Annotated in this window: 20 protein-coding genes, 2 tRNA genes and 1 pseudogene; 16 read left to right on the forward strand and 7 right to left on the reverse strand. The window is 39.9% G+C overall.

All coding sequences use genetic code 11. The annotated features are described in order from the left end of the window. Position 1: 1 nt before the first annotated feature. The 11 genes from MTN97_RS14865 to MTN97_RS14915 all read left to right on the forward strand — a co-directional run bounded on the left by MTN97_RS14865 (position 2) and on the right by MTN97_RS14915 (position 10,425). Positions 2 to 77, forward strand: a tRNA-Lys gene (locus tag MTN97_RS14865). Between the two features lie 150 nt (positions 78 to 227). After that, positions 228 to 1,268: a quinolinate synthase NadA gene (nadA, locus tag MTN97_RS14870; protein WP_248474752.1), complete on the forward strand. Its 1,041-nt coding sequence runs from the start codon at positions 228 to 230 to the stop codon at positions 1,266 to 1,268. Between the two features lie 170 nt (positions 1,269 to 1,438). Further along, positions 1,439 to 1,528 (forward strand) — tRNA-Ser (locus MTN97_RS14875). Positions 1,529 to 1,722: 194 nt separating this feature from the next. Next, on the forward strand, positions 1,723 to 2,955 hold the full coding sequence (locus MTN97_RS14880) for an integrase domain-containing protein (protein WP_312842965.1): 1,233 nt from the start codon (positions 1,723 to 1,725) through the stop codon (positions 2,953 to 2,955). A gap of 255 nt (positions 2,956 to 3,210) precedes the next feature. Further along, positions 3,211 to 3,639 (forward strand): hypothetical protein, encoded by a 429-nt coding sequence (locus MTN97_RS14885; RefSeq protein ID WP_248474753.1) that lies wholly within the window; start codon positions 3,211 to 3,213, stop codon positions 3,637 to 3,639. A 76-nt stretch (positions 3,640 to 3,715) separates the two neighbouring features. Then, the gene (locus MTN97_RS14890; protein WP_248474754.1) at positions 3,716 to 5,836 is read left to right on the forward strand and encodes a RecQ family ATP-dependent DNA helicase; all 2,121 of its coding nucleotides are present in this window, start codon (positions 3,716 to 3,718) and stop codon (positions 5,834 to 5,836) included. 11 nt (positions 5,837 to 5,847) lie between these two features. After that, positions 5,848 to 6,849 (forward strand): DNA-processing protein DprA, encoded by a 1,002-nt coding sequence (locus MTN97_RS14895; protein WP_248474755.1) that lies wholly within the window; start codon positions 5,848 to 5,850, stop codon positions 6,847 to 6,849. A 5-nt stretch (positions 6,850 to 6,854) separates the two neighbouring features. Continuing rightward, positions 6,855 to 7,241 carry a hypothetical protein gene (locus MTN97_RS14900; protein ID WP_248474756.1) on the forward strand — a complete coding sequence of 129 codons (387 nt, stop codon included), beginning with the start codon at positions 6,855 to 6,857 and terminating at the stop codon, positions 7,239 to 7,241. Between the two features lie 55 nt (positions 7,242 to 7,296). Beyond that, positions 7,297 to 7,470 carry a hypothetical protein gene (locus tag MTN97_RS14905; protein WP_248474757.1) on the forward strand — a complete coding sequence of 58 codons (174 nt, stop codon included), beginning with the start codon at positions 7,297 to 7,299 and terminating at the stop codon, positions 7,468 to 7,470. 51 nt (positions 7,471 to 7,521) lie between these two features. Beyond that, on the forward strand, positions 7,522 to 8,163 hold the full coding sequence (locus tag MTN97_RS14910) for a hypothetical protein (RefSeq protein WP_248474758.1): 642 nt from the start codon (positions 7,522 to 7,524) through the stop codon (positions 8,161 to 8,163). 381 nt (positions 8,164 to 8,544) lie between these two features. Further along, positions 8,545 to 10,425, forward strand: coding sequence for a hypothetical protein (locus MTN97_RS14915; protein WP_248474759.1), 1,881 nt, complete (start codon positions 8,545 to 8,547; stop codon positions 10,423 to 10,425). Positions 10,426 to 10,459: 34 nt separating this feature from the next. Here the strand turns inward: MTN97_RS14915 and MTN97_RS14920 are convergent, their stop codons facing one another. Next, positions 10,460 to 10,657 (reverse strand): helix-turn-helix transcriptional regulator, encoded by a 198-nt coding sequence (locus MTN97_RS14920; RefSeq protein WP_248474760.1) that lies wholly within the window; start codon positions 10,655 to 10,657, stop codon positions 10,460 to 10,462. 125 nt (positions 10,658 to 10,782) lie between these two features. Here MTN97_RS14920 and radC point away from each other — a divergent pair, with 125 nt between their 5' ends. The 3 genes and pseudogenes from radC to MTN97_RS14935 form a co-directional block, all read left to right on the forward strand. Beyond that, positions 10,783 to 11,253 carry a RadC family protein gene (gene radC, locus MTN97_RS14925; RefSeq protein WP_248474761.1) on the forward strand — a complete coding sequence of 157 codons (471 nt, stop codon included), beginning with the start codon at positions 10,783 to 10,785 and terminating at the stop codon, positions 11,251 to 11,253. 56 nt (positions 11,254 to 11,309) lie between these two features. Then, a complete protein-coding gene (locus tag MTN97_RS14930; RefSeq protein ID WP_248474762.1) occupies positions 11,310 to 11,645 on the forward strand; it encodes a DUF2787 family protein in 336 nt (111 codons plus the stop codon). 10 nt (positions 11,646 to 11,655) lie between these two features. Continuing rightward, positions 11,656 to 11,772: pseudogene (locus MTN97_RS14935) on the forward strand (site-specific integrase); the annotation flags it as partial. Positions 11,773 to 11,853: 81 nt separating this feature from the next. Here the strand turns inward: MTN97_RS14935 and MTN97_RS14940 are convergent. From MTN97_RS14940 to MTN97_RS14965, 6 genes are all read right to left on the reverse strand, one after another. Next, positions 11,854 to 14,025 carry a M3 family metallopeptidase gene (locus MTN97_RS14940; RefSeq protein WP_248474763.1) on the reverse strand — a complete coding sequence of 724 codons (2,172 nt, stop codon included), beginning with the start codon at positions 14,023 to 14,025 and terminating at the stop codon, positions 11,854 to 11,856. Between the two features lie 244 nt (positions 14,026 to 14,269). Further along, the gene (locus MTN97_RS14945; RefSeq protein ID WP_312842966.1) at positions 14,270 to 14,668 is read right to left on the reverse strand and encodes a c-type cytochrome; all 399 of its coding nucleotides are present in this window, start codon (positions 14,666 to 14,668) and stop codon (positions 14,270 to 14,272) included. Continuing rightward, a complete protein-coding gene (locus MTN97_RS14950; RefSeq protein WP_248474764.1) occupies positions 14,599 to 14,982 on the reverse strand; it encodes a c-type cytochrome in 384 nt (127 codons plus the stop codon). Before MTN97_RS14950 ends, MTN97_RS14945 begins: the two co-directional genes overlap by 70 nt. A 111-nt stretch (positions 14,983 to 15,093) precedes the next feature. Then, a complete protein-coding gene (locus MTN97_RS14955; protein WP_248474765.1) occupies positions 15,094 to 16,206 on the reverse strand; it encodes a methyl-accepting chemotaxis protein in 1,113 nt (370 codons plus the stop codon). A 512-nt stretch (positions 16,207 to 16,718) separates the two neighbouring features. Continuing rightward, on the reverse strand, positions 16,719 to 17,108 hold the full coding sequence (locus MTN97_RS14960; RefSeq protein WP_036983040.1) for a DUF2750 domain-containing protein: 390 nt from the start codon (positions 17,106 to 17,108) through the stop codon (positions 16,719 to 16,721). 64 nt (positions 17,109 to 17,172) lie between these two features. Continuing rightward, positions 17,173 to 17,751, reverse strand: a complete 579-nt coding sequence (locus MTN97_RS14965) for a TetR/AcrR family transcriptional regulator (protein ID WP_013464648.1) — start codon at positions 17,749 to 17,751, stop codon at positions 17,173 to 17,175. Between the two features lie 156 nt (positions 17,752 to 17,907). On the opposite strand from MTN97_RS14965, the gene MTN97_RS14970 reads away from it, so the two are divergent. Both MTN97_RS14970 and MTN97_RS14975 read left to right on the forward strand, forming a co-directional pair. Then, positions 17,908 to 18,951, forward strand: a complete 1,044-nt coding sequence (locus MTN97_RS14970; protein ID WP_248474766.1) for an alkene reductase — start codon at positions 17,908 to 17,910, stop codon at positions 18,949 to 18,951. 195 nt (positions 18,952 to 19,146) lie between these two features. Beyond that, complete coding sequence (locus MTN97_RS14975; protein ID WP_248474767.1) at positions 19,147 to 21,420, forward strand: TonB-dependent receptor domain-containing protein; 2,274 nt, start codon at positions 19,147 to 19,149, stop codon at positions 21,418 to 21,420. Positions 21,421 to 21,434 lie beyond the last annotated feature (14 nt).

The following is a 21,434-nucleotide window of genomic DNA, read 5'->3' on the forward strand; positions in this document are numbered from 1 at the left end:
CGGGTCATTAGCTCAGTTGGTAGAGCAGTGGACTTTTAATCCATTGGTCGATGGTTCAAGTCCATCATGACCCACCACTTCTAAAAAATCTCAACATTTCCCTTATCACATTTAAATTAGTTTGTTATTTTTATTTATAAACAGCATGCCCAGATAGCTGTTATTTACCTGCGTATTCTCGTATAATTTGCCGTAATTAATGCACTGTAGATGAAGTGGTCGAGAACATGAGTCTAGCTCAAACTATTATGCCTGAAGGTTATATCTTTCCTCCTAAGCCAGCGCCGTTAACTAAAGACGAGAAAGGCGAATATAAAGCACGTATTAAGCAACTACTGCAAGAAAAAAACGCAGTACTTGTTGCTCATTATTACACTGATCCTGAAATTCAGGCACTTGCCGAAGAAACAGGGGGTTGTGTAGCCGATTCACTAGAAATGGCACGCTTTGGTGCTCGCCACGATGCCGACATGATCATCGTCGCAGGCGTACGTTTTATGGGTGAAACCGCTAAAATTTTAACGCCAAACAAAACAGTTGTCATGCCAACGCTAGAAGCAACCTGTTCGTTAGATATTGGTTGCCCTGTGGATGAGTTTTCAGCATTTTGTGATCAACACCCAGATCGTAAAGTGGTGGTATACGCTAACACCTCTACCGCGGTTAAAGCGCGTGCTGATTGGATAGTTACCTCATCGTGTGCACTTGAAATAGTAGAGCACTTAGATGAGCAAGGCGAAAAAATTATTTGGGGCCCAGATAAGCATTTAGGTAGCTACATTCAAAAAAATACCGGCGCCGATATGATCATGTGGAACGGCGCATGTATCGTACACGATGAATTTAAAACCAAAGCCTTAAAAGATATGAAAGCCCTACACCCAGACGCAGGTGTATTGGTTCACCCAGAGTCACCTGCTGAAATAGTAGCGCTGGCAGATGCGGTTGGTTCAACAAGCCAGCTAATTAAAGCGGCACAAACTATGCCTAATAAAAAGTTTATTGTAGCCACCGATCGCGGTATTTTTTATAAAATGCAGCAACTATGCCCAGAGAAAGAGTTTTTTGAAGCGCCAACGGCTGGTAGCGGCGCTACATGCAAAACTTGCGCTCACTGCCCTTGGATGGCAATGAACGGCTTACAAGCGATTGAGGAAGCACTGATTGATGCCAGCGGTAAAGAAGTATTTGTAGATATGGACTTACGCGAAGGCGCGCTCAAGTCACTTAATCGCATGTTAGACTTTACAGCCAACATGGCAAAGTAATAAATGGCAATATAACGCATTAGATAAAGGCGATACTCAGGTATCGCCTTTTTTATTTGCTTATGAAGAGTTAGTTTGATTATTGAGCAGTTAAAAGCGTGATGTTAAAAAGGCCTTGCACCAAGCAAGTGTATTTCATACTATAGCGCGCTGTTGCACTGCAACACCGTGGAGGAATGGCTGAGTGGCTGAAGGCGCACGCCTGGAAAGTGTGTTTAGGTTAATCCCTAACGAGGGTTCGAATCCCTCTTCCTCCACCATTATTCTATATTAGGACGCTTTTTAGCGTCCTTTTTTTGTGCCTAGAACAATATTAAATCAATAGCTTAGCGTTTACCCCGTCCCATGCTGTTTCACCCAAGCTCAAAGCTTTAGTATCTAAAATGGTATTCCTTTAATAAACTGCCATAATAAAGAATGCTAAATTGGAGTAGGGTTTATTTTTTATGGCAAGATTAGCGAAGCAGCTTACCGATACAGCGTTAAAAAAGTAAAAGCAGAGGATAAAGATATAATTTTATCTGATGGTAACGGCCTACAAGTAAAAGTTAGAAAGAGTTGCTCTAAGCTCTGGAACTTTAATTACTACCATCCAATCACAAAAAAGCGTGTCAACATGGGATTAGGCAAGTACCCCGATGTATCTATTGTAAATGCCAGAAAGTTAGCGCAACAAGCTAGAGAACTAGTTGCTTTAGGGACTGATCCAAAAGAGCATAGGGATGAAACTTTAGCTTTTAAACGGGCTCAAGAAGAGTTAACACTAAATAAAGTGGCTTTAGAGTGGTTCGAGGTTAAAAAGCCTGATTTTACGCAAGCTCATGGTGAAGATATTTGGCGCTCATTAAATAACTATGTTTTACCGGTTATTGGTAAATATCCAATTGGCAAAATTAACGCACCCCAAGTAATAAAAATATTAAGGCCTATAGAGGCAAAAGGCACCCTAGAAACAGTTAAGCGTCTGAGTCAACGATTAAACCAAGTTATTACTTACGCAGTTAATAGTGGTTATATTCAAGCTAACCCTCTTGCTGGAATTAAAGAAACATTAAAAAAGCCACAAAAGCAAAACATGCCTTCGTTAAAACCTGAAGAGCTGCCTGAATTGATGCAAACGCTTGCAACGGCGTCGATTAAACGAGTAACTCGCTTTTTGATTGAATGGCAGTTACATACTCTTACCCGCCCAGGTGAAGCAGCCGGTACTCGTTGGGATGAAATTGATTTTGAGAATAAACTTTGGACTATCCCCCCTGAACGTATGAAAAAGCGAAGAGAGCATGTCATACCGTTATCACAACAAGCTATAGAGTTATTAGAGGCAATAAAACCAATTTCAGGGCACAGAGATTTTGTTTTTCCATCAGACAGAAACCCGAGAAATCATATCAATAATGAAACAGCTAATATGGCACTAAAACGAATGGGGTTTGAAGGCCGCCTAGTAAGCCATGGCTTGCGCTCGCTTGGTAGCACCACATTAAATGAGCATGAGTTTAATCCAGATATAATAGAAGCTGCACTGGCACATGTTGATAAAAACCAAGTTCGTTCTGCTTATAATAGAGCTGAATACATAGAAAAACGCAGAGAGCTAATGAATTGGTGGAGCGATCATATAGGCAAAGCATCTCAGGGTACATTGTCGGTGTCAGGGCATAAGCATCTTTTAAAAGTTGGTTAGTAGATAAAATAAGGATATAAAATGGCTTTAACACAAATGCAAATCATTCCATCACTGGGTGAGGCAATGAGCTGGCTAGAAAGGGAGTTAAGCTGAGATGTGCCTGCAATAGAGCTAAGACATTTAACCGGTAGAATAGGGGAACTGTACGCCGCACTTATAACTAATGGACGTATGGCAACTTAGGTTAATCAGGCAGGGTACGATGTTGTATCAAGTAGTGGTGAGCGGATATCAGTAAAAACAACAGCTAAAATGGGGTTAAGCGGCCATATAAGCTTTAACACAAATACGTTAGCGTTGGTTGACCGCATTATTATTTTGAAAATAAACACTGAGGAAATGCAGGTTGAAACCTTATTAGATACCACTGTTGAACAAGCAAAACTACTCATGAATATTGGGCCAACAGGTAAGAGCGCTATAGCTATGAGTAAGTTAATAAATACACCGGTTAAGCCACGTAAATTACTAAATGTAAAAGAAGCTATATGGAATAACTACAAATTAGTTGAACTTGAAAACGGTACTATTGAAGTGCTTTTGAATGATGAGCTCGTAACGCCAAGTAAACCCTATTTACGTGATATTGCTAAAGAGTTAGGGGTTTCAATTTTAAATAGTAACGGAAATCCATTTAATACACGGCAATTAGGTTCTTTATTATTGAAAACAATTAGGTAGCTGATATACATTTGGAGTGTACATAGATAAAATCAAACTAAATGATTTACTTAACGTCAAATAAAAGGAATTAACCATGAATCAGCAAAGAGCGCTGGAATTATTAAGGCAAGGTGTTGGAAGCCCAACAGCTAATTTTCATGAGCATCAGTGGGAGTCTGTTGATGCAATTGTAAATCAACGCTGCCGATTGATATGTGTGCAACGTACTGGTTGGGGTAAGAGCTCGGTTTACTTCATCTCAACTAAGATGATGCGTGAGCAAGGTCATGGCCCTACAATTATTATTTCTCCCTTACTGGCCTTAATGCGCAACCAAATTGAATCAGCTGCAAAATATGGTGTTGCACTCGGAACGGTTAACTCTTCTCAAAGCCGTGAACAAAATGATGTTAACAAAGCTCAATTTTTAGTCGGTAATTTAGATGCATTAATCATAGCGCCTGAGCAATTGGCTAACCAGGAGTTTATAGACAACGTTATAATACCATCTAACCCTGGTTTTTTTGTTATAGATGAAGCGCATTGTATCTCAGACTGGGGGCATGATTTTAGACCTGATTATCGACGGATCTCAAGAGTGCTTGGGAACATTGCCGATACTCCAGTACTCGCCACAACGGCTACAGCTACCGAGCGAGTTGTTAGAGATGTTGTAGAACAATTACACGTTGAAGGTCAACAGGTGTATTTGTTGCGTGGGCAACTAACACGAGAATCAATTCACCTTCAAAATATACATCTAGACAAACGTTCAAAGCGTTTAGCTTGGCTTGCCCATACTATTCCACAAATTGAAGGGACAGGTATTGTTTACGCAACAACTATCAATGACGCCTTTCTTGTTGCAGCATGGCTTCGAAGTTGTGGAATTGCCGCAGAAGGTTACGCTGGCAGAATTCCAGGCCTAATTGGTGCTGAAAGTGCAATAAAACGAGAGCAGCTAGAACAACAACTACTAAATAACGAAATTAAAGTATTAGTTAGCACATCAGCTTTAGGTATGGGCTTTGATAAAGGTGATTTAGCTTTCGTCATTCACTATCAAAGTGCAGGATCAGTTGTTAGCTATTACCAACAAGTAGGCCGAGCGGGCCGGAGTATTAATGATGCTTATGGTGTATTACTGTCTGGCGATGAAGACGAAGAAATCCAAAACTACTTTATTAGGGAGGCGTTCCCTAAAGAAGAGTTAGTTCGTGATTTACTCGCTCTACTCGAAGAAGACAGTTGTGACGGCCTTAAAAAAGCTGATTTGGAAGCACAGCTAAATTTTGCACCTATGAAAATAGAAGCTGCGCTAAAGTTTCTATTAGCTGAATACCCAACACCGATAGTTAAGGAAGGCTCTTTATACAAGCGTACGATTAATAATTACTCATTACCGACAGAAATAATCCAACGTTTATCAAATAGAAAAACAGGTGAGTGGCAAGAAATTCAAGCTTACCTTCAAAGTGACCAATGTTTAATGCAAGTATTAGCCTCTGCGCTTGACGATACCCTCGCAGCTCCATGTGGAAAATGTGCTAACTGTGATCCTGATAATGCGTTTGAAACGACATATCCACAAGAATTAGGACAACAAGCTTTCGAATTTTTGAGTAATACCATGATTGAAATTGAACCTAAAAAACAAGTAGGTAATGGACATGCTCAAGCGGCTGAAAGATTTCCGGTGTATGACTTTGGCTATAAATTTGGCGCATTAGAACATGAGCCTGGCGCTGCACTATGTCATTGGGGAGAAGCTGGTTGGGGCGAAATAGCCGCTGCTGGTAAACGCGATCATGTTTTCGACCCTAAATTAGCCGACGCCTGTGTGAAGATGATAAACGAACGCTGGCAGCCAAATCCTATGCCTACTTGGGTAACTTATGTGCCATCGCAAAACTATCCGAATTTAGTAAAAGACTTTGCTGAGTTAGTAGCACAAAAACTTGGTTTAGAATGTGTTGAAGCTGTAGTCAAAGTAAATCAAACATTACCTCAAAAGCGCATGGAAAATAGCGATTTCCGGTGTAAAAACCTTGATGGGGCTTTCGCTGTTCAAAATGTACATGTAGGCGAGCCGGTATTACTTATTGATGATGCGTCAGATTCAGGTTGGACGTTTGCGGTAATTGCAGCATTGTTAAGGCGTGAAGCAAGTGGCCCAGTATTTCCAATGGCTATTATGTCAACGAAATCAAATTAAAGAGTGATAAATTGAATACTCAAAACACCCAATATAACGAAAATACACAAGCAGTTTTGCTGTTATCAACTTTTTTTAGTAAGCCTAAAAAAGATGAGGCTCGCCCACTAACCGCCATAGAGTATGGCCGTTTTGCTCGTTGGCTACATGAATTTAATTTCACACCTAGTTCGTTGTTTCATCAGTTTGATGAGGTGCTGTCTAAATGGAAAGATCCTAAAGGCAAAATTACCGCTGATCGCCTATCTGAGATTTTAGGCCGCAAAGCAGCTATGGGTTTAGCGCTAGAGAAATGGCAACGTGCAGGTGTTTGGGTCATCACCAGACAAGATAGCGAATACCCTCAGCTACTTAAAAAGCAACTTCGTCATATTTCACCACCGGTATTTTTCGGTGTTGGCAATAAGGCACTACTTCAAAAAGGTGGTTTAGCCGTTATTGGCTCGCGAGGTATTGATAATATTGATGAAGAGTTTACTCAAAATATCGCAATACAAGCCGCCCAGGAGAATATTAACATTGTATCGGGGGCAGCAAGAGGTGCTGATGAAACCGCTATGTTGGCTTCGCTTAATGCAGGTGGTACAGCTATTGGCATTATGGCAGATAGTCTTTTAAAGGCGGCTACTGCAAGCAAATGGCGCAAACACCTACAAAATGAACAACTAGTGTTAATCTCAAGTTTTTACCCTGAAGCTGGTTTTAGTGTTGGTAATGCCATGGCCCGTAATAAATACATTTATACCGCCGCAAATGCTGCATTAGTAGTACGTTCTGATGAGGGCAAAGGTGGAACTTGGGCTGGAGCTAAAGAGAATAATGAAAACCAATGGGTGCCTTTGTTTGTTAAACAGCAATCAGACGCCAGTGGCAATATTGTGCTGTTAAATAACGGGGCCATTCCACTTAAGTTGCAATCAGGTGCTGAACCTTGGCTTGCCAATACATTAGCCTCAGCTCAAAAGGTTGATTCAAACAACAGCCAGCCTAATAACTTAAATTTATTTGAGTAATGAATATGTTAGCAACGCAACTGTTAAACGATATTAAACATCAACTCACAGTACCCATGATGCTGAGTGAATTGATGCGAGAACATAATAAGTTAATTAAACAGCTGGAATGGTTGCCAGAGCAACTGGCTTTGTTTCTAGCGGTATTGCCTGAGTTTACCGTTACTCATCTTGAGTCTGGTGAAACCCAAATCAGTATGGGGAAAGTTGAAATTACCTTGGATCTAGCACTTGAATCACTATTAAAAGAAGCCAACAAGCCGTTACCAACAGATAAGTTAATACAGCAGTTAAAAGAATTTAAAACCAGTGGCCCACAGTTGTTGGCCATTGCAAAAAGACACCCGAATATGAATGTGATTGGTGGCCGAGCCATTCTTTACCGAGCCTAATTATAACGCTAGCAGCAATCACGCAATAACATAACAAATTTATAAGTAGACAAACATGACTGAAGAAACAAAAACAAAGAAACTTACTAAAGCAGAGCAAGATAAGTTAGACCAAGGCGAAGCGCTAAAAGCCCAAGTACTGGCTACGCTTGAATTGCAAAGCACCGCTTACGCTGCTAAAGGTTTTGATCAACAAGCTAATTTAAAGGTTAGTAGCGAAGAGCAGTAAGTCAGTTTAGTTTACGGTAAAGACAATAATGGTGAGCCTACTCACCGGGTAATGTTATGGGTATTGCCAGAAGGTCATTGGCAGTTAGTGGGTGTAGATAATGTAGAAATGACTGCCATTGAAGCCGCTGGAGTATTAGATGAACATGAGTTCCCTAAATTTATCCACGTAACCGATGGTAAAAATGAAAAGTTCTTTGAAATGGACTTTCCACCAATGGAAGTGGACCAAATTCCAAGTGTTAACGAAATAAATAACTACAAGCAAATCAAGCGTGACACTACTTATTATTGGTCCCGTGAAATGTACCAGCGTTTGATGGATGGTTTAGATGATTTTCATGAAACCGTTTATACCAAAACCAAAGATAACGTTAGTAATAAAAACGAAATTATTGAAGAAGTGGCGAAGTTTCTATTTTTGGAAACTTTCCGTATTCACCATCCAGACCAACAGTTTAAATATGAAGATAAAGTACTTCAGTTTAAAGATGTTTTTGACTGGAAGTATGACGAAAAAAACAAAGCAGATGCAGTAAAACAAATTAAAGTCGCGTTCGATGAATTAAAAGAGCACCAAGATTATAAGGTCACTAAGGCCGTAGCTTATTTAAAGGTATATCGTAAAGTTAGTGGCGATGATCTGTGGGCTAATACTCAAATGGAAAAATTTAGGGCTTTAGGGGTGATGTGACTCAAACCAATCTAGAGAATCGATTTAACAATAATAGTATTTTAATTTCAAAGAAATAGCGTTAAGCTAAAGACATCATAAAGGGGTTTAAGCCAAGTTTTGACTCTAAGTTACTGTTAGTAAAGTACGCTAAAGAATTGACATCACTTTTATTAGTCATTGATTTCTTAAAAAATTCATTGACTAATAAATACTTTCATAATAGATTGCGTTCCAAGGGTAGGGGCTTACCTGCGGTTTGTAATGTACTTCTTACAAAACAAAGCACTCAAATCGTTTTACATGACACCTACGATATACACTTCATTCTTGGACTTAGTAGCCGGAAGTACGCCGTTAAAAATATACAACGGGGCTTTAACTATTCTTTAAGGTTATAGAATGAAAAACAATACCTCAGTTCCAACTACATACATCCCTCTAGAAAAATTTCATATACTGCCTGTAACTGGTTTAACACCAGAGAATTTAAAATACTCAGCTAAAAAAATTATTAAAGACAGAGAAAAAATATCTTCTACCACAAGGCTTAATATACTAGCTAAAAGCCTCGGTATTAAGGGGGGCTTTGCCAACTACGCAAATGAGTTTGAAGAAAAGCTTAAGCCATTTATGGTAAAGCATAACTTGCATAAACGAGTTAATTTACTTGAGCATAAACACCGTGGAATGCAACTAGGCTACACACAATTTACCCACCAGCAAGTATCTGAAAGGCTGTTTTACTCAAAAGGGCCTATGCCGAGTAAATTATTTACTGGGCACGACTTTGATTTTTCAGGCGTTCTAGCTTGGGATATGATAGAGCTAAATAACGCACTTGAGATTGATAGTGATTGGGAAAGTATAATTACCAACGATATTCATTTAAAGGCTTTTCGTGATAACTATGACATAACCCAATTAAATGAGCGCCAACAGCAGCTTTTATCCCAAGGTTTATCAGCAAAAATAGCCTTTAGAGTAGTGGATAAAACAAGCCTACCAAGTTTCATAGACTTTATCACTAATGGTAAAGCTCAAGACGCTACTCCAACTGTAGTTAAACACAAAGAAATAGTAACTACTGCTGCAGAACTAATATTAGTTAAGAATCATAATACTGTCCCCAGTTGTTATAACTTACTCGGGGACAACCTTTGTGATACCTATTGTTATGGCCCTGATTCAGAAGTAGAAGTTTATTTTGAAGAGGGCACGCTTGAATCTGAGGTTAAATTAATTAAAAAACAAATGGAGTTTTTTTCAAAAGCGTTAAATAAACGGCTTCAGGCTAGTGATTGTGGGTGGGTGAATGTAATTCCTTACAACGAAAACCTTATATTTCTCTCTGACAATAACGGCAACTACGACTTTGTTATTAAAAACCAAAGAGATAAGGTTTTTTCACATCAGATATACGGTGACTACCTAAAACGAGCAGATATACCAAGCTGTATTGAAGATTATCGATTCAAGCGTTGGGAGTACTTTAACTATAAAGGTAATCGTGAGTTAGATAGTCACTTAGCAGAACAGCATTACTATGCTAGTGGCGGTTTAACTAAAAATTACCCTGGGCAACATGTATTATTACAAAATTATTATGAAACCTCTGGTGATTATATTACTGAAAGCCGCACCTCGAATAAGCGCTTACATGGCTTTAAAAAGATTAAGCTAGCCGAGAAAGAGCTAATGGTTTCAGAGCTTATTACCATAGATGAACTAAATGATTTTTTACATAAAAACCATGAATATTTTGCTACCAGAAAGGGTGACTCTTTACTCCCATTAAATAGTGAGTGTGATAAAGGTTTAGCTGCTACATCTACTTTTTATGATGTCCTGGCTTATATTAGCTGGGCAGAAAAAGAAACAAACGTAGCACTTAGATTACTTGCTTACGATGAGTACTTAGCAGTTAGGGATAATGAAGTTGGAAAAAATGCTAACTTTGATAAAGGTAGTGATATGACCTTTTATACACCTGACGGTAGGCAGTACCCTGCGCACCCTCCATATATGAATGAGAGTGACTTTGATGCATTAACACTGCGTTTTCCTGACAATTTAACTTGCTTTGAAAAAAACGGGCTAAAGTTTATAGACTCGAACTTTTTTGCTGAGTGGTTGTTGGAAGGCGTAAGTATACGTTCAGCGAGTTTGACCTCTTTTTATGGTGATACTCATGTAATAAGAGCATCGGGTCCGCGAAATTGTACTGGCAAATACAAAGGTATAAAAACAGGCTTTAGACTTTCTTATGAATTAAGCCAGTAGCTTTTATTAATGCTACCCCGCATGGGGTAGCATTTTAAGCTGCAGCACTTGCAGTGTCCCTTTTTCCTATTTTTTTACTTATCCATTCTTCAACTTCACTTTCTACCCAGGCTACAGAGTTACCACCTAGCTCAACTTTCATGGGGAACCCACCAGCGCTCATAAGGCGATAAACAGTAGAGCGGCTTAAGCCTGTGATATGTAAAACTTCTTTTAATTTGATTAAACGCATGGGATTTCTCCGGTTAGGTTATTAGTACATATCCTTTCCGGGGGTAGTAATTTTTTACTGAGGCGAAACAAAAACGTTAAACATATACATCACTATTTTGCATCAACCATTAAGAGGGCATAGCAATGCAAAATAACAAGTCACTATACGAATTTGATCACCCTGTAAGTGATGAACAAATACTTGAAGCAGCAGCTTACATAATCGCTCAAAAGCAATTTAGGCATGGGGCTTTAACATGTCCAAAAGACAGTGAGGAATATCTAAGGCACAAGCTGGCGTTAATTGAGCATGAGGTGTTTGCTGTGCTGTTTTTGGATAGCCAAAATCGCATACTTGAATACAAAGAGTTATTTAGGGGCACTATCAACGCAGCGAGTGCTTATCCTAGAGAAGTCGTTAAAGAGGTACTGAAGCTTAATGCAGCCTCCGTAATACTGGCGCACAATCATGCTTCAGGCGTCAGTACACCATCTCAAGCTGACAAGCTTATTACTACCAAATTACAGCAAGCACTTAACTTAATTGACGTTTCTATAGTCGATCACATCATCAAGGGTGAAACCAGTTATTCATTCGCTGAGCATGGCGATTAAAATAGAGCAAGTGCTAGGATTAAACGTGCCAGAGTCACTGTTTAATGTGATTGTAAATGCGATTACTAAGCAAGGTGTGTCGATTAACTTTGAATTTCCGTGATAAAGATTACAGCGCAGCAGCTGGGGGCTTTCATCCAGTTGAAATAAAGCTAGAAAAGCCGGCCATCAGCTGGCAGCTTGTTTATATTACTGACTTTTCATACCAGGGCCGGTTAGATTCTGAATTAGTAAAAGAGATTGATGTGTGTTTTGTGATTAAACGTGTATATCACATGCTGGTGAGCTGGTTGAGTGAACGAGAGGGCAAGGAGCTTTTAGCGTTGTTTGTGACTAACTTTGTTGAGTATTACAACACTGGTTGCTACCAGGTTACTATTACAACTGAGTAAGGAGTTGGCGATGGCTGAAGTACAAGCGATTAAGGATCTTGATACAGTTAAGTTAATTAGTTACTTGCTCGAAAAGCGGTGTTCTAAGCAAATGAGCCATATTTGGAATATAGGTTTGAACTTAGCATGAGGGGCGTTTGAAGTTTAATGTAATAGCATAAAGCAGAGCTTAATGGCTATGTAGCCATCAAGCTCTACTAACAGCTTGTTATTCAACCGTGGTTGTTAAACCACGACGTTTAAGTAAGGCTGATGTGTCTGGCTCTTGGCCACGAAATGCTTTAAACGATTCCATCAGGTCACGCGAGTTACCGACTTCTAAAATTTCTTTACGGTATTTGTCACCTAGTTCACGTTTTAAGCCACCTTGCTCTTGTACATAAGCAAAAGCGTCAGCTGCTAAAATTTCACTCCACATGTAGGCATAGTAGCCTGCAGAGTAACCGCCCCCCATTGAATGAGAAAAGAATGCAGACTTATAACGCGGCGGCACAAATGGCACGTTAACGCCGTGTTTTGTTAAAACATCTTGCTCAAATTTTTCAATATCTTGCAGTGGGGCATCTGCCGGTAATGAATGCCATTCCATATCTAATAAAGCGGCAGATACATATTCTAATGTATCAAAACCTTGGTTAAAGCTTCTTGATTTAATTACTTTTTCAAGTAATTCATCCGGAATCGGCTCGCTTGTTTGATAATGTTTAGCATAGTTAGCAATTACTTCAGGGTGCATTGCCCAATCTTCTTCAAACGTAGACGGGAATTCAACAAAGTCTCTTGATACTGACGTACCAGATAAGGTTGGGTATTTTACTTTTGAAAGCATACCGTGCAAGCCATGGCCAAGCTCATGGAACATAGTGGTTGTTTCATCGTAGCTAATAAGTGTCGGCTCACCTTTGGCGCCTTTTTGAATGTTCATAACATTCACGACAACAGGTTTTTGCCCATGCAAACCAGACTGTTTAACAAACGAGCTCATCCATGCGCCGCCACGTTTACCTTCACGCGCAAAATAATCAGCAAAAAAGATAGCTAGGCTTTCACCATTTGCGTCAAATACTTCATATGCTTTTACATCTGGGTGATACACAGGTAGATCGTTACGTGGCTTAAATGTAATGCCATACAAACGATTCATGGTAAAGAATACACCGTCTTCTAATACACGGTTAAACTCAAAATATTCTTTTACTGCTTTTTCATCAAGGTTGTACTTATCTTGACGTACTTGCTCGGCGTAATATAACCAATCCCATGGTTTAAGTTCGAACTGCTCTGCAGATGCATTTATTTTTTCTTGAATATCGGCAGCTTCTAACGCTACATTTTGAGTTAGCCTTGGCACCATGCTAGCAAACATATCAAATACAGCTTGTGGTTTTTTAGCCATTTGCGACTCTAAACTAAATTCAGCCCAGCTGTTGTAGCCAAGTAGCTTTGCTTTTTGTGCTCTTAATTTAACTAGTTGCGCAACAATGTCGCGATTACTAAATTCACCATCTAGCGCGCGTTCTGAAGATGCACGCCACACTTTCTCGCGTAAATCACGGTTTTGTAATGAAGCTAAAACAGGCTGGCGAGTGGTATTGGTGATTTTAATTAAATACTGCCCTTCGTGGCCGGCTTCTGTGGCTGCATTAGCAAATTGTTCAATTTGACCTGCCGATAAGCCAGCTAACTCTTTTTGGTCTTTTACGATGACAACATTACTTTTACTTAGCGCAAGTAAGTTTTGTGAAAACTGTGTCGTTAAGGTTGATAGCGATGAGTTAATATCACGTATTTGCTGCTTTTGTTCATCATTAAGCTGAGCGCCTGAGCGCACAAAACGTTTATAGTAAACGTCTAATAGTCGTGTTTCTTGCGCTGTTAATGCTAAAGAGTCTATTTTATCAAAAAGTGTGGCTACTTTTTTAAATAACGCATCATTTAAAAAGATGTTGTCTCTGTGCGCTGCAAGCTTTGGTGCAAGTTCTTTTTGAAGCTCACGACGCGCTGGGTTTGAGTTAGAGCCCGCAAGGTTGTAAAAAATGCTGCTTGCACGCGTTAATAACTCGCCACTTTGTTCAAGTGCCACGATGGTGTTTTCAAAAGTCGTAGGGGCTGTGTTATTAATAATGTTTTGTACTTGCGCCATTTGCTGCGCCATACCTTGATTAAAGGCAGGTAAAAAATGCTCATCTTTGATGACTGCAAAGTCAGGGGTTTCGTACTGTAGTGTGCTTTTTTCTAATAATGGGTTGGTAGCTTGTTGTGCTTGCGCTGAAACACTTTGCGCAGTAGTTTGCTGTTTGTTGTCAGCGTTTACATTTGGCTCAGAGCAGCCCGAAAGTAATAACGCAGAGCTGATTGCCGTGGCGAGTAAAGTTTTCATATTTACATTCTCTTATTATTGTAACCTGTCGTTACCTTGTCATTAATCATGTAAGAGTACGTTGACTTAAATGTAACTACACTTAGGTTGCGATAAAGTCTTAATTAACTGCGACGAGCTGTTAATTTATATGCCCCATAGTACATTTTTTGACGAGCGAGTAAAATATAAAGCAGTAAATAGGAGGGTCGTTGAGTGACTTAAATACGCCAGCGATGCTTAATTTATTTACCTATCTAGTTATTTATCGACGCACGTCTTTTGGTGCGCCACCTTTTGGCCAGTCATCGGCTTTATTGGCAAAAATAGGGCGTTCTAAATGTGAAAAGTAATAAGCAATATCGACAGCTTGTTGCTCGGTTAACATGCCTTCTTGGCCTAATGGCATATTTCCTTTAATAAATGCCGCTGCGGTGTAAGTGCGTGCCATACCTGCACCATCATTAAACGACTGACTGCCGGCAATGGCTGGGAGCATGTAAGTATTATTAGGGTATAAGCCTTGACCGTCTAGTTGGTGACAGCTTGCACAGTGCTGAACGTAAAGAGTTTTTCCGTTATCGGCGTTTGATACTAGCTCTTTATTAATAGTGACAAAACCTGTGTTGTCTTGCAGATCGTTTTTGTTTTTATATTTTGTGATAAAAAGTTCATGTAGCTGACAATAGCCTGCATATGCACTGAATTAGTAGGCAGTGGCTGACCGTTCATTGAGCGTTGAAAACAGCCATTAATTCTGTCTTCAATGGTGTTTATTTTTGCATTACGTGAACGATACTTTGGATATACCACATTCATGCCCACATAAGGCGCGGCTTTGGCTACACGCCCTTCATTAAGATGGCAAGTGCTACAATTGAGCTTATTATTTACGTTATTGGGAAGTTGTTTATAGGTATCAATAATTAATAAGCGCCCATAACGAATTAAATCCGACTTTTGATTATTGAACAGCATTGCTTAGGTGGAGGTGTCATTAGTTTGTGATTGATTTATATAAGTTTGGTATGCATAGCCAAATGATTATGAATCATAACGCTATGCAAAGTGAGGTGTTTTTTGACTATTTTATTTACAGTTATAATCCATAATTTTGTGTGATAAAGCGCTAAGTATGTCCACTACTTTAAAACTTGCTTGCTCCATAAGAGATACTTTTTCTACAGCAGTATTGATATCGCCTAATTGGAATGCTTCTAAAGCAGCAAAGCCATTCTTATGGACGTCTTCATGTGGTTGCTCTAATGCTTTAAAGTCGTTAATGCTTGAATATTTTAATGCACCTTCACCTTGGTAATACCATTTACCTAAACGACACATGGTATGATCAGAAAAGTCTTCTGCAGTCTTATTTGATTGGCCTAAAATGACTTTATAAATATCGTATTTCCATACAATGTGATCCATTTTTACTGTTTGAATAAATGCATCGGCACTTGAATTAACAATAACGCTATACATATTTTGTGATAGTTCAACCACCTTTTTAGCGGTAGCATCAATTTCTGATGAGCTATTTGCAATGCCATTACTTTCTTCGCTAACGCTAGTAATGTTAGTTACAACGCTTTGCATTTGCTCATTGACCTTAGCTATTAAATTAGAGATCTCGTTAGATGCATCAGAAGAGCGCTGAGCGAGCGTTCTTACTTCATCTGCCACAACAGCAAAGCCTCGTCCTTGTTCTCCGGCTCTAGCGGCCTCGATGGCCGCATTAAGTGCAAGTAAATTTGTTTGATCAGAAATCCCTTTAATTATGTTTACAAAATCATTAATTCCGGTTGTTACTGACTGCAATTCTTTAACGGATTTAGTGGCTGATTTTGTATCTCTTGAGATATTATGTGTTGACGATGAAGTCGTTGCTAACATATCTAAAATTGTATCAAGTAATTCTTGGGATGACTTAAATGACGTAATATCATTAATTAGTTTATGTGAAGTTGAGGCTAAGCTTTCTCTGATGTCACTCATTAAATAAGATGACTGTAATGATAAGGTGTTTAATTCACGCTGTTTTACAAAGGCCGTATTGTTTGCTATTTCATTGTCGTTTAGTTGTGATTTCTCGCTGTTTGCTGCTAACAATTGCGCCTCAAGTTTTTCATTGGTTTTTTTTAATTGCATTAACTCGTTATTTAACTCATTAATTTTGTTTTTATATTTTGTATTGAACAGCATGTAGACCCCAATTTAAACACAGAAAATAAACGTATATTTTTTATTAAATTTACCTGAACATTGATTACTTTATTCGATTTTTTACAGGGGTGGAATTGACGTCCACCCAAGTCGATTTTTATAAAAGTAAGTTACAACACTATAATAAATGCTTTATAACCTTTTGGTAAATAAACTTTTCTTTTAATGCTTAAGGGCCTGTTTATCTTTCGAGGTTGAATTTTCAGCAGTCTGTTTGGTAATTAGGCAAGGCAGAGCCTATGTAGTGTGGTTGTTCCCCATAAATAGGCGATAACGTAGCGTAAATGCCAAACAGGCGCTGCCCGAAGGGTTTCTGCCTAGGGGTCATTTACTCTTTGTTGCCTACATGGATGTAGGTAAGGGGCGTGAGCAGGACGCGGAAGCTTTGCTCGGTTTTTACTTAGCCCACTAGGTTACAAACCTCGCGCCGCGATTAAATGGCCCCTAGATTGAACAAATTTTAATCCTGAAAGGTCAACAGGCCCTAAAATTTAATACTTCCTAATTGATTTACTCAACTGGGCTTGAAACTCATCAGGGAATAAAATTGTGCCGTCGTCTTCTTCGGTAGGGAACACGGCCACCAGTAAGTCGTCTTCTTCAAGACCAGGTGTCCAGCGACTAAACCAATCTGCAGTTGGAATTGCTTTAGGTGTACATCCTTGCCATTCGCCGGTTGCCCAGGCTTGTGCGAATTCTCGTGTTGGCCATACCGGCACGCAATCGTCGTCTTCGTTAGTGAGCATTACGCAGCCGTCGTCATCGTTTAAAATCCACACTTGCTTAAACTGTTGCACAGTTTCGTACATGTATGCGAGTCGTTTTTTTGCGCCAAGGCCTAAAATTACGTCGTCTTGCTTTGATAAATTGTCAGTGGTCATTTTTGGCTCTCTCTCACTGTGGAGTATACAAAGAGCAGCGAGCTGCTGCGCTTTAAAATTTAGTTTAACTGATGGCTGCTAGTAGCTCATTGGCTAGTTGGTTTAGTGCGTCGGGGTCTTGGTTTGTTAATGCGTAGGTGCGTAATCCATATATACCCATAACACAAAATCGTGCCAGCTCTATGGCACTTCGGCCATTGGTAATTTCTTTATTATCAATTGCTTTTTGTAACTGCTGCGCAAAAGCATGCTCATATGCAGTTAAATTAGTACGCAATACGTGGCAAATTTGTGGATCGTTACCCTCTACCTCGCTAATGCTTTTTGTGAGTAGGCACACTTTGGTTGCTTCACCGTCAACGCATTCTTGCACAATGATATTAAGGTATTGTTTCAGCGTATCTAAAATACAACTGCTGTGCTCAAACAGCGCCGTAAACTGTGTATTGCGATCGGTTTGGTATTGCTCAGTAGCGGCTAAAAAAATGCCTTTTTTACTTCCAAATGCCGCGTATAACGAGCCCGGATGTAAATGGGTGGCTTGAGTCAGTTTTTGCATACTGGTTTTTGCATAGCCATGAAGCATAAACATGGCCATAGCTTGGCGCAGTACAAACTCTGTATCAAATTCTGCAGTTCTCATAATGACTCTTTTAGTGGAGAGAGTAGTAATGAATAAATTTATTTTTCTTAGGCTTAGGTGGAGTTTACGCAATCTTAAACAAAGTTTCAAAATTATACTTGAATATTCATTCAAGTGACCTTATCTTGAATGTACATTCAATAAAGGATAAACATTATGTCGATTGACTTACTTTCACCTTTTAAATTAAATAACAGCATAGAACTGCAAAACCGCGTACTTATGGCACCAATGACCCGTTGTATGGCAGATGACAATTTAGTGCCAACACAAGCCATGGTTGATTACTACGCTCGCCGTGCTGATGTAGGCTTAATTATTAGTGAAGGCATTATTATCCGTGCTGATGCTCAAGGTTATCCAAATACACCTGGGCTTTTCACTAGCGAACAAATTCAAGGTTGGAAAAAAGTCACTGATGCAGTACATGCCAATGGCGGAAAAATGTTTGCACAACTATGGCATGTTGGCCGTGTTGCTCACCCTCACTTTTTTGGTGGTGATGTTTTGGCGCCATCTGCAATAGGGGTTGAAGGTTCAGTACCGCGTATGCGCGAGCTAACTTATATTACGCCAAAAGCTGCCACTAAAGATGATATTAAAGGCTTAGTGGCCGATTACGCTAAAGCCGCAGAAAATGCGATGGAAGCGGGTTTTGACGGCGTGGAAATTCATGGTGCTAATGGCTATTTAATTGACCAATTTTTACATTATGCGGCAAATAAACGTGATGACGAGTACGGCCAAACACCAGAAAACATGTCGCGCTTTGCACTGGAAGTAACCGATGCAGTTATTAATGTAGTAGGCAATGAACGCACCGCAATACGTTTAACGCCAGGTGCTTATTTTAATATGAGCGAAGACAATCGCGATAAAGCAGTATTTGACTACTTATTACCAGAGCTTGAAAACCGCAAGTTAGCTTATTTACATGGCGGTATTTTTGACGACAGCATGCGTTTTGATTCACTAGAAGGTAAATCAACCTCTGAATTTTTACGAGCTGGTTATGCAAGTACCTTAGTGGGGGTAGGTAGTTATAGTTTTGAAACTGCCAAAGAAGCGATTAACGACAATAAATTTGATTTAATTGCTATTGGTCGTCCGCTAATTGCTAACCCAGATTACATTAGCAAAATTAAAAACGGCGAAGAAGTCACAGCTTACAGTGATGAAATGCTAGCTGAATTGAAATAGCAGCTAATTTAGTAAAAACCATAGGACACTCATGGATAACTGTGAGTGTCTTTTTTTATACATTTATTTGCCATAATTTACTCATAATTGTTTAATCTTGCTGTCAATAAAATTGCCCCTCGTTGTCATATTTAAAAAATAGACTGTGCCCGCTTTCATCATTACCTTTTATAATTAGAAACAAACGGGACAACAATGTGCGCTTTAAAAAATAAATCGATTTTGAGCATGGCTGTGGCCATGGCGGTATCAACATCTGCTTATGCTAACGATGACGTGATAGAAGAAGTAACCGTTACTGCAAAACCAACTAGTTATGCAAACAACGTTATTGAGCCTGCCATGCTTGAGCAACAAAGCTCGGTATCGAGCGTGTTATCAGTAATAGATAACTTACCTGGCATTAGCATAAACGAAGGCGACGCATTTGGCGGCGACGATTGGTCAACAACTATCACCATGCGTGGTTTTAGTATTGACTCTAACCAACAGCAATTAGGTATGACGATAGACGGCATTCCTAATGGTGGCTCTAATTATGGTGGCGGGGCTAAAGCGAATCGTTATCTCGATAGCGAAAACTTGGTGACAGTGGAAGTTGGCCAAGGTAGCTCAGACATTAAATCGGCCTCATTAGAGGCATTAGGCGGTACTTTTAATTTTGTAAGTAAAGCACCGAGTTTAGATAAAAGCACCACTTTTGCTTATACCTCAGGCAGTCACGACGCTTCGCGTTATTATGTTAAGCACGAAACTGGCACCATTTTCGAAAATACCCAAGCGTACGTGAGTTACTCACAAACCGATACCAGCCGCTGGATTGGCTCAGGCAGCAATGGCGGAAAAGATAACCAACACGCTGAAGCGAAATTTGTTACCACCTTGGATGAGTTAACTATTACAGGGCGTTTATCGTACGACGATGTAAGCGAGACCAACTACAATAGCGTGAGCCTAGAGCAATTTGAACAAACCCCTAATTGGGATCAGTTAACATGGAACTGGACAGGCGTTCCGCACTTTGACCAAATGTTTGCAGAAGGTTGGGGCACCTTGCGTGAAAATACCCTAGGCTATTTAAAATTTGAATACGCGATTTCTCCAACATCATTATTAACCGTTAGCCCGTATTATCATAAAAATTCTGGTCGTGGCGATTGGATCCCACCTTATTTAACGTCCCCTGTAGATGAAAATGGCAACCCAACCACCGAGGGGGGCACAAACGCAGGCTCTTATGGCTTTACAGATAGCAACGGTAATCCACTTGCACCGAACGCAGGTTGTACCGCAAGTTTAAATTGGCCGTGGGAGTCGGGTCCTGAGCTTAATCCTGCGTGTTACGACGCTGATGCAACGCCTGTTATGTCTTATCGTCATACTCATTACAATAAAGATCGTTTAGGGGTAACTGCTAATTATCAGGCTAGCTTTGGCATGCACGATATAGAAGCGGGTTTTTGGTATGAGCAAAGTGACCGTGATGAGTCGCGTGATTGGCATAAAGTAATCGATGCCCGTATTTATCATCATTTTGATAACACCCCATACTGGACGCAATACAAAAACACCTTTGAGACTGATACGCTTAAATGGTATGCACAAGACTCAATGACACTAGGTGACCTTACCTTAAACCTAGGGGTAAAAAAATACTTAGTGGATATAGAAAAGTATGACCACTATAAAAACGCCACAACAGCTAAAGTAAACAGTGATTCAGACCTACTATTTATTGGCGGCATTTTGTATCAGCTAAATAGTAATACTGAGTTATTTACCAGCTATAGCGAAAACTTTGCCGCCATTAAAGACGGTGTGCTTGAACGCGATAGCTCTGACTTATCAGCTATTAAGCCAGAAACGGCTGAAAATATTGACCTGGGTGTACGCTATCAAAATAATGCACTTAAATTAACAGCAACGGCCTATTCAATTGAGTTTGATAACCGCATCACCTTTATAGCACCTGGCAGCGATACCGGCGGTATAGACTACACCATAGGCACAAACGGCTCGTACCTCAATGTGGGCGGTATTGAGTCCAAAGGTCTAGAGCTGTCAGCAAGTTATATGCTTAATAATGAGTGGAATGTGTATAGCTCATACACCAATAATAGCTCTGAATACAAAGGCGATGCGCCAGGCTTTGAGGCAGGAGGCAAAGTAATTGACTCAGTGGATGATTTATTTGTGCTATCAACCGATTACTACAGTGGCGATTTCCGCTTTGGTTTATCGGCTAAATACACCGGTGAGCGTGGCGACGTTGATGGCTATACCGTGCTTGATTTAAACGCAGGTTATTCAGCCGAAGTTAACGCAGGCCCGTTTAAAGCCGTTGATATTGCCTTTGTGGTTTATAACATTACCGATAAAAGTTACTTGGCAGGTGGTACGGGCAATGGGAGTACTTACTTTATTGGCGCCCCACGCACAGCAGCCGTGACGTTAACGGCTACTTTTTAAACCTAAAGTAATCT

Source organism: Pseudoalteromonas sp. 2CM36K, assembly GCF_023161865.1.
Lineage (GTDB): Bacteria > Pseudomonadota > Gammaproteobacteria > Enterobacterales > Alteromonadaceae > Pseudoalteromonas > Pseudoalteromonas tetraodonis.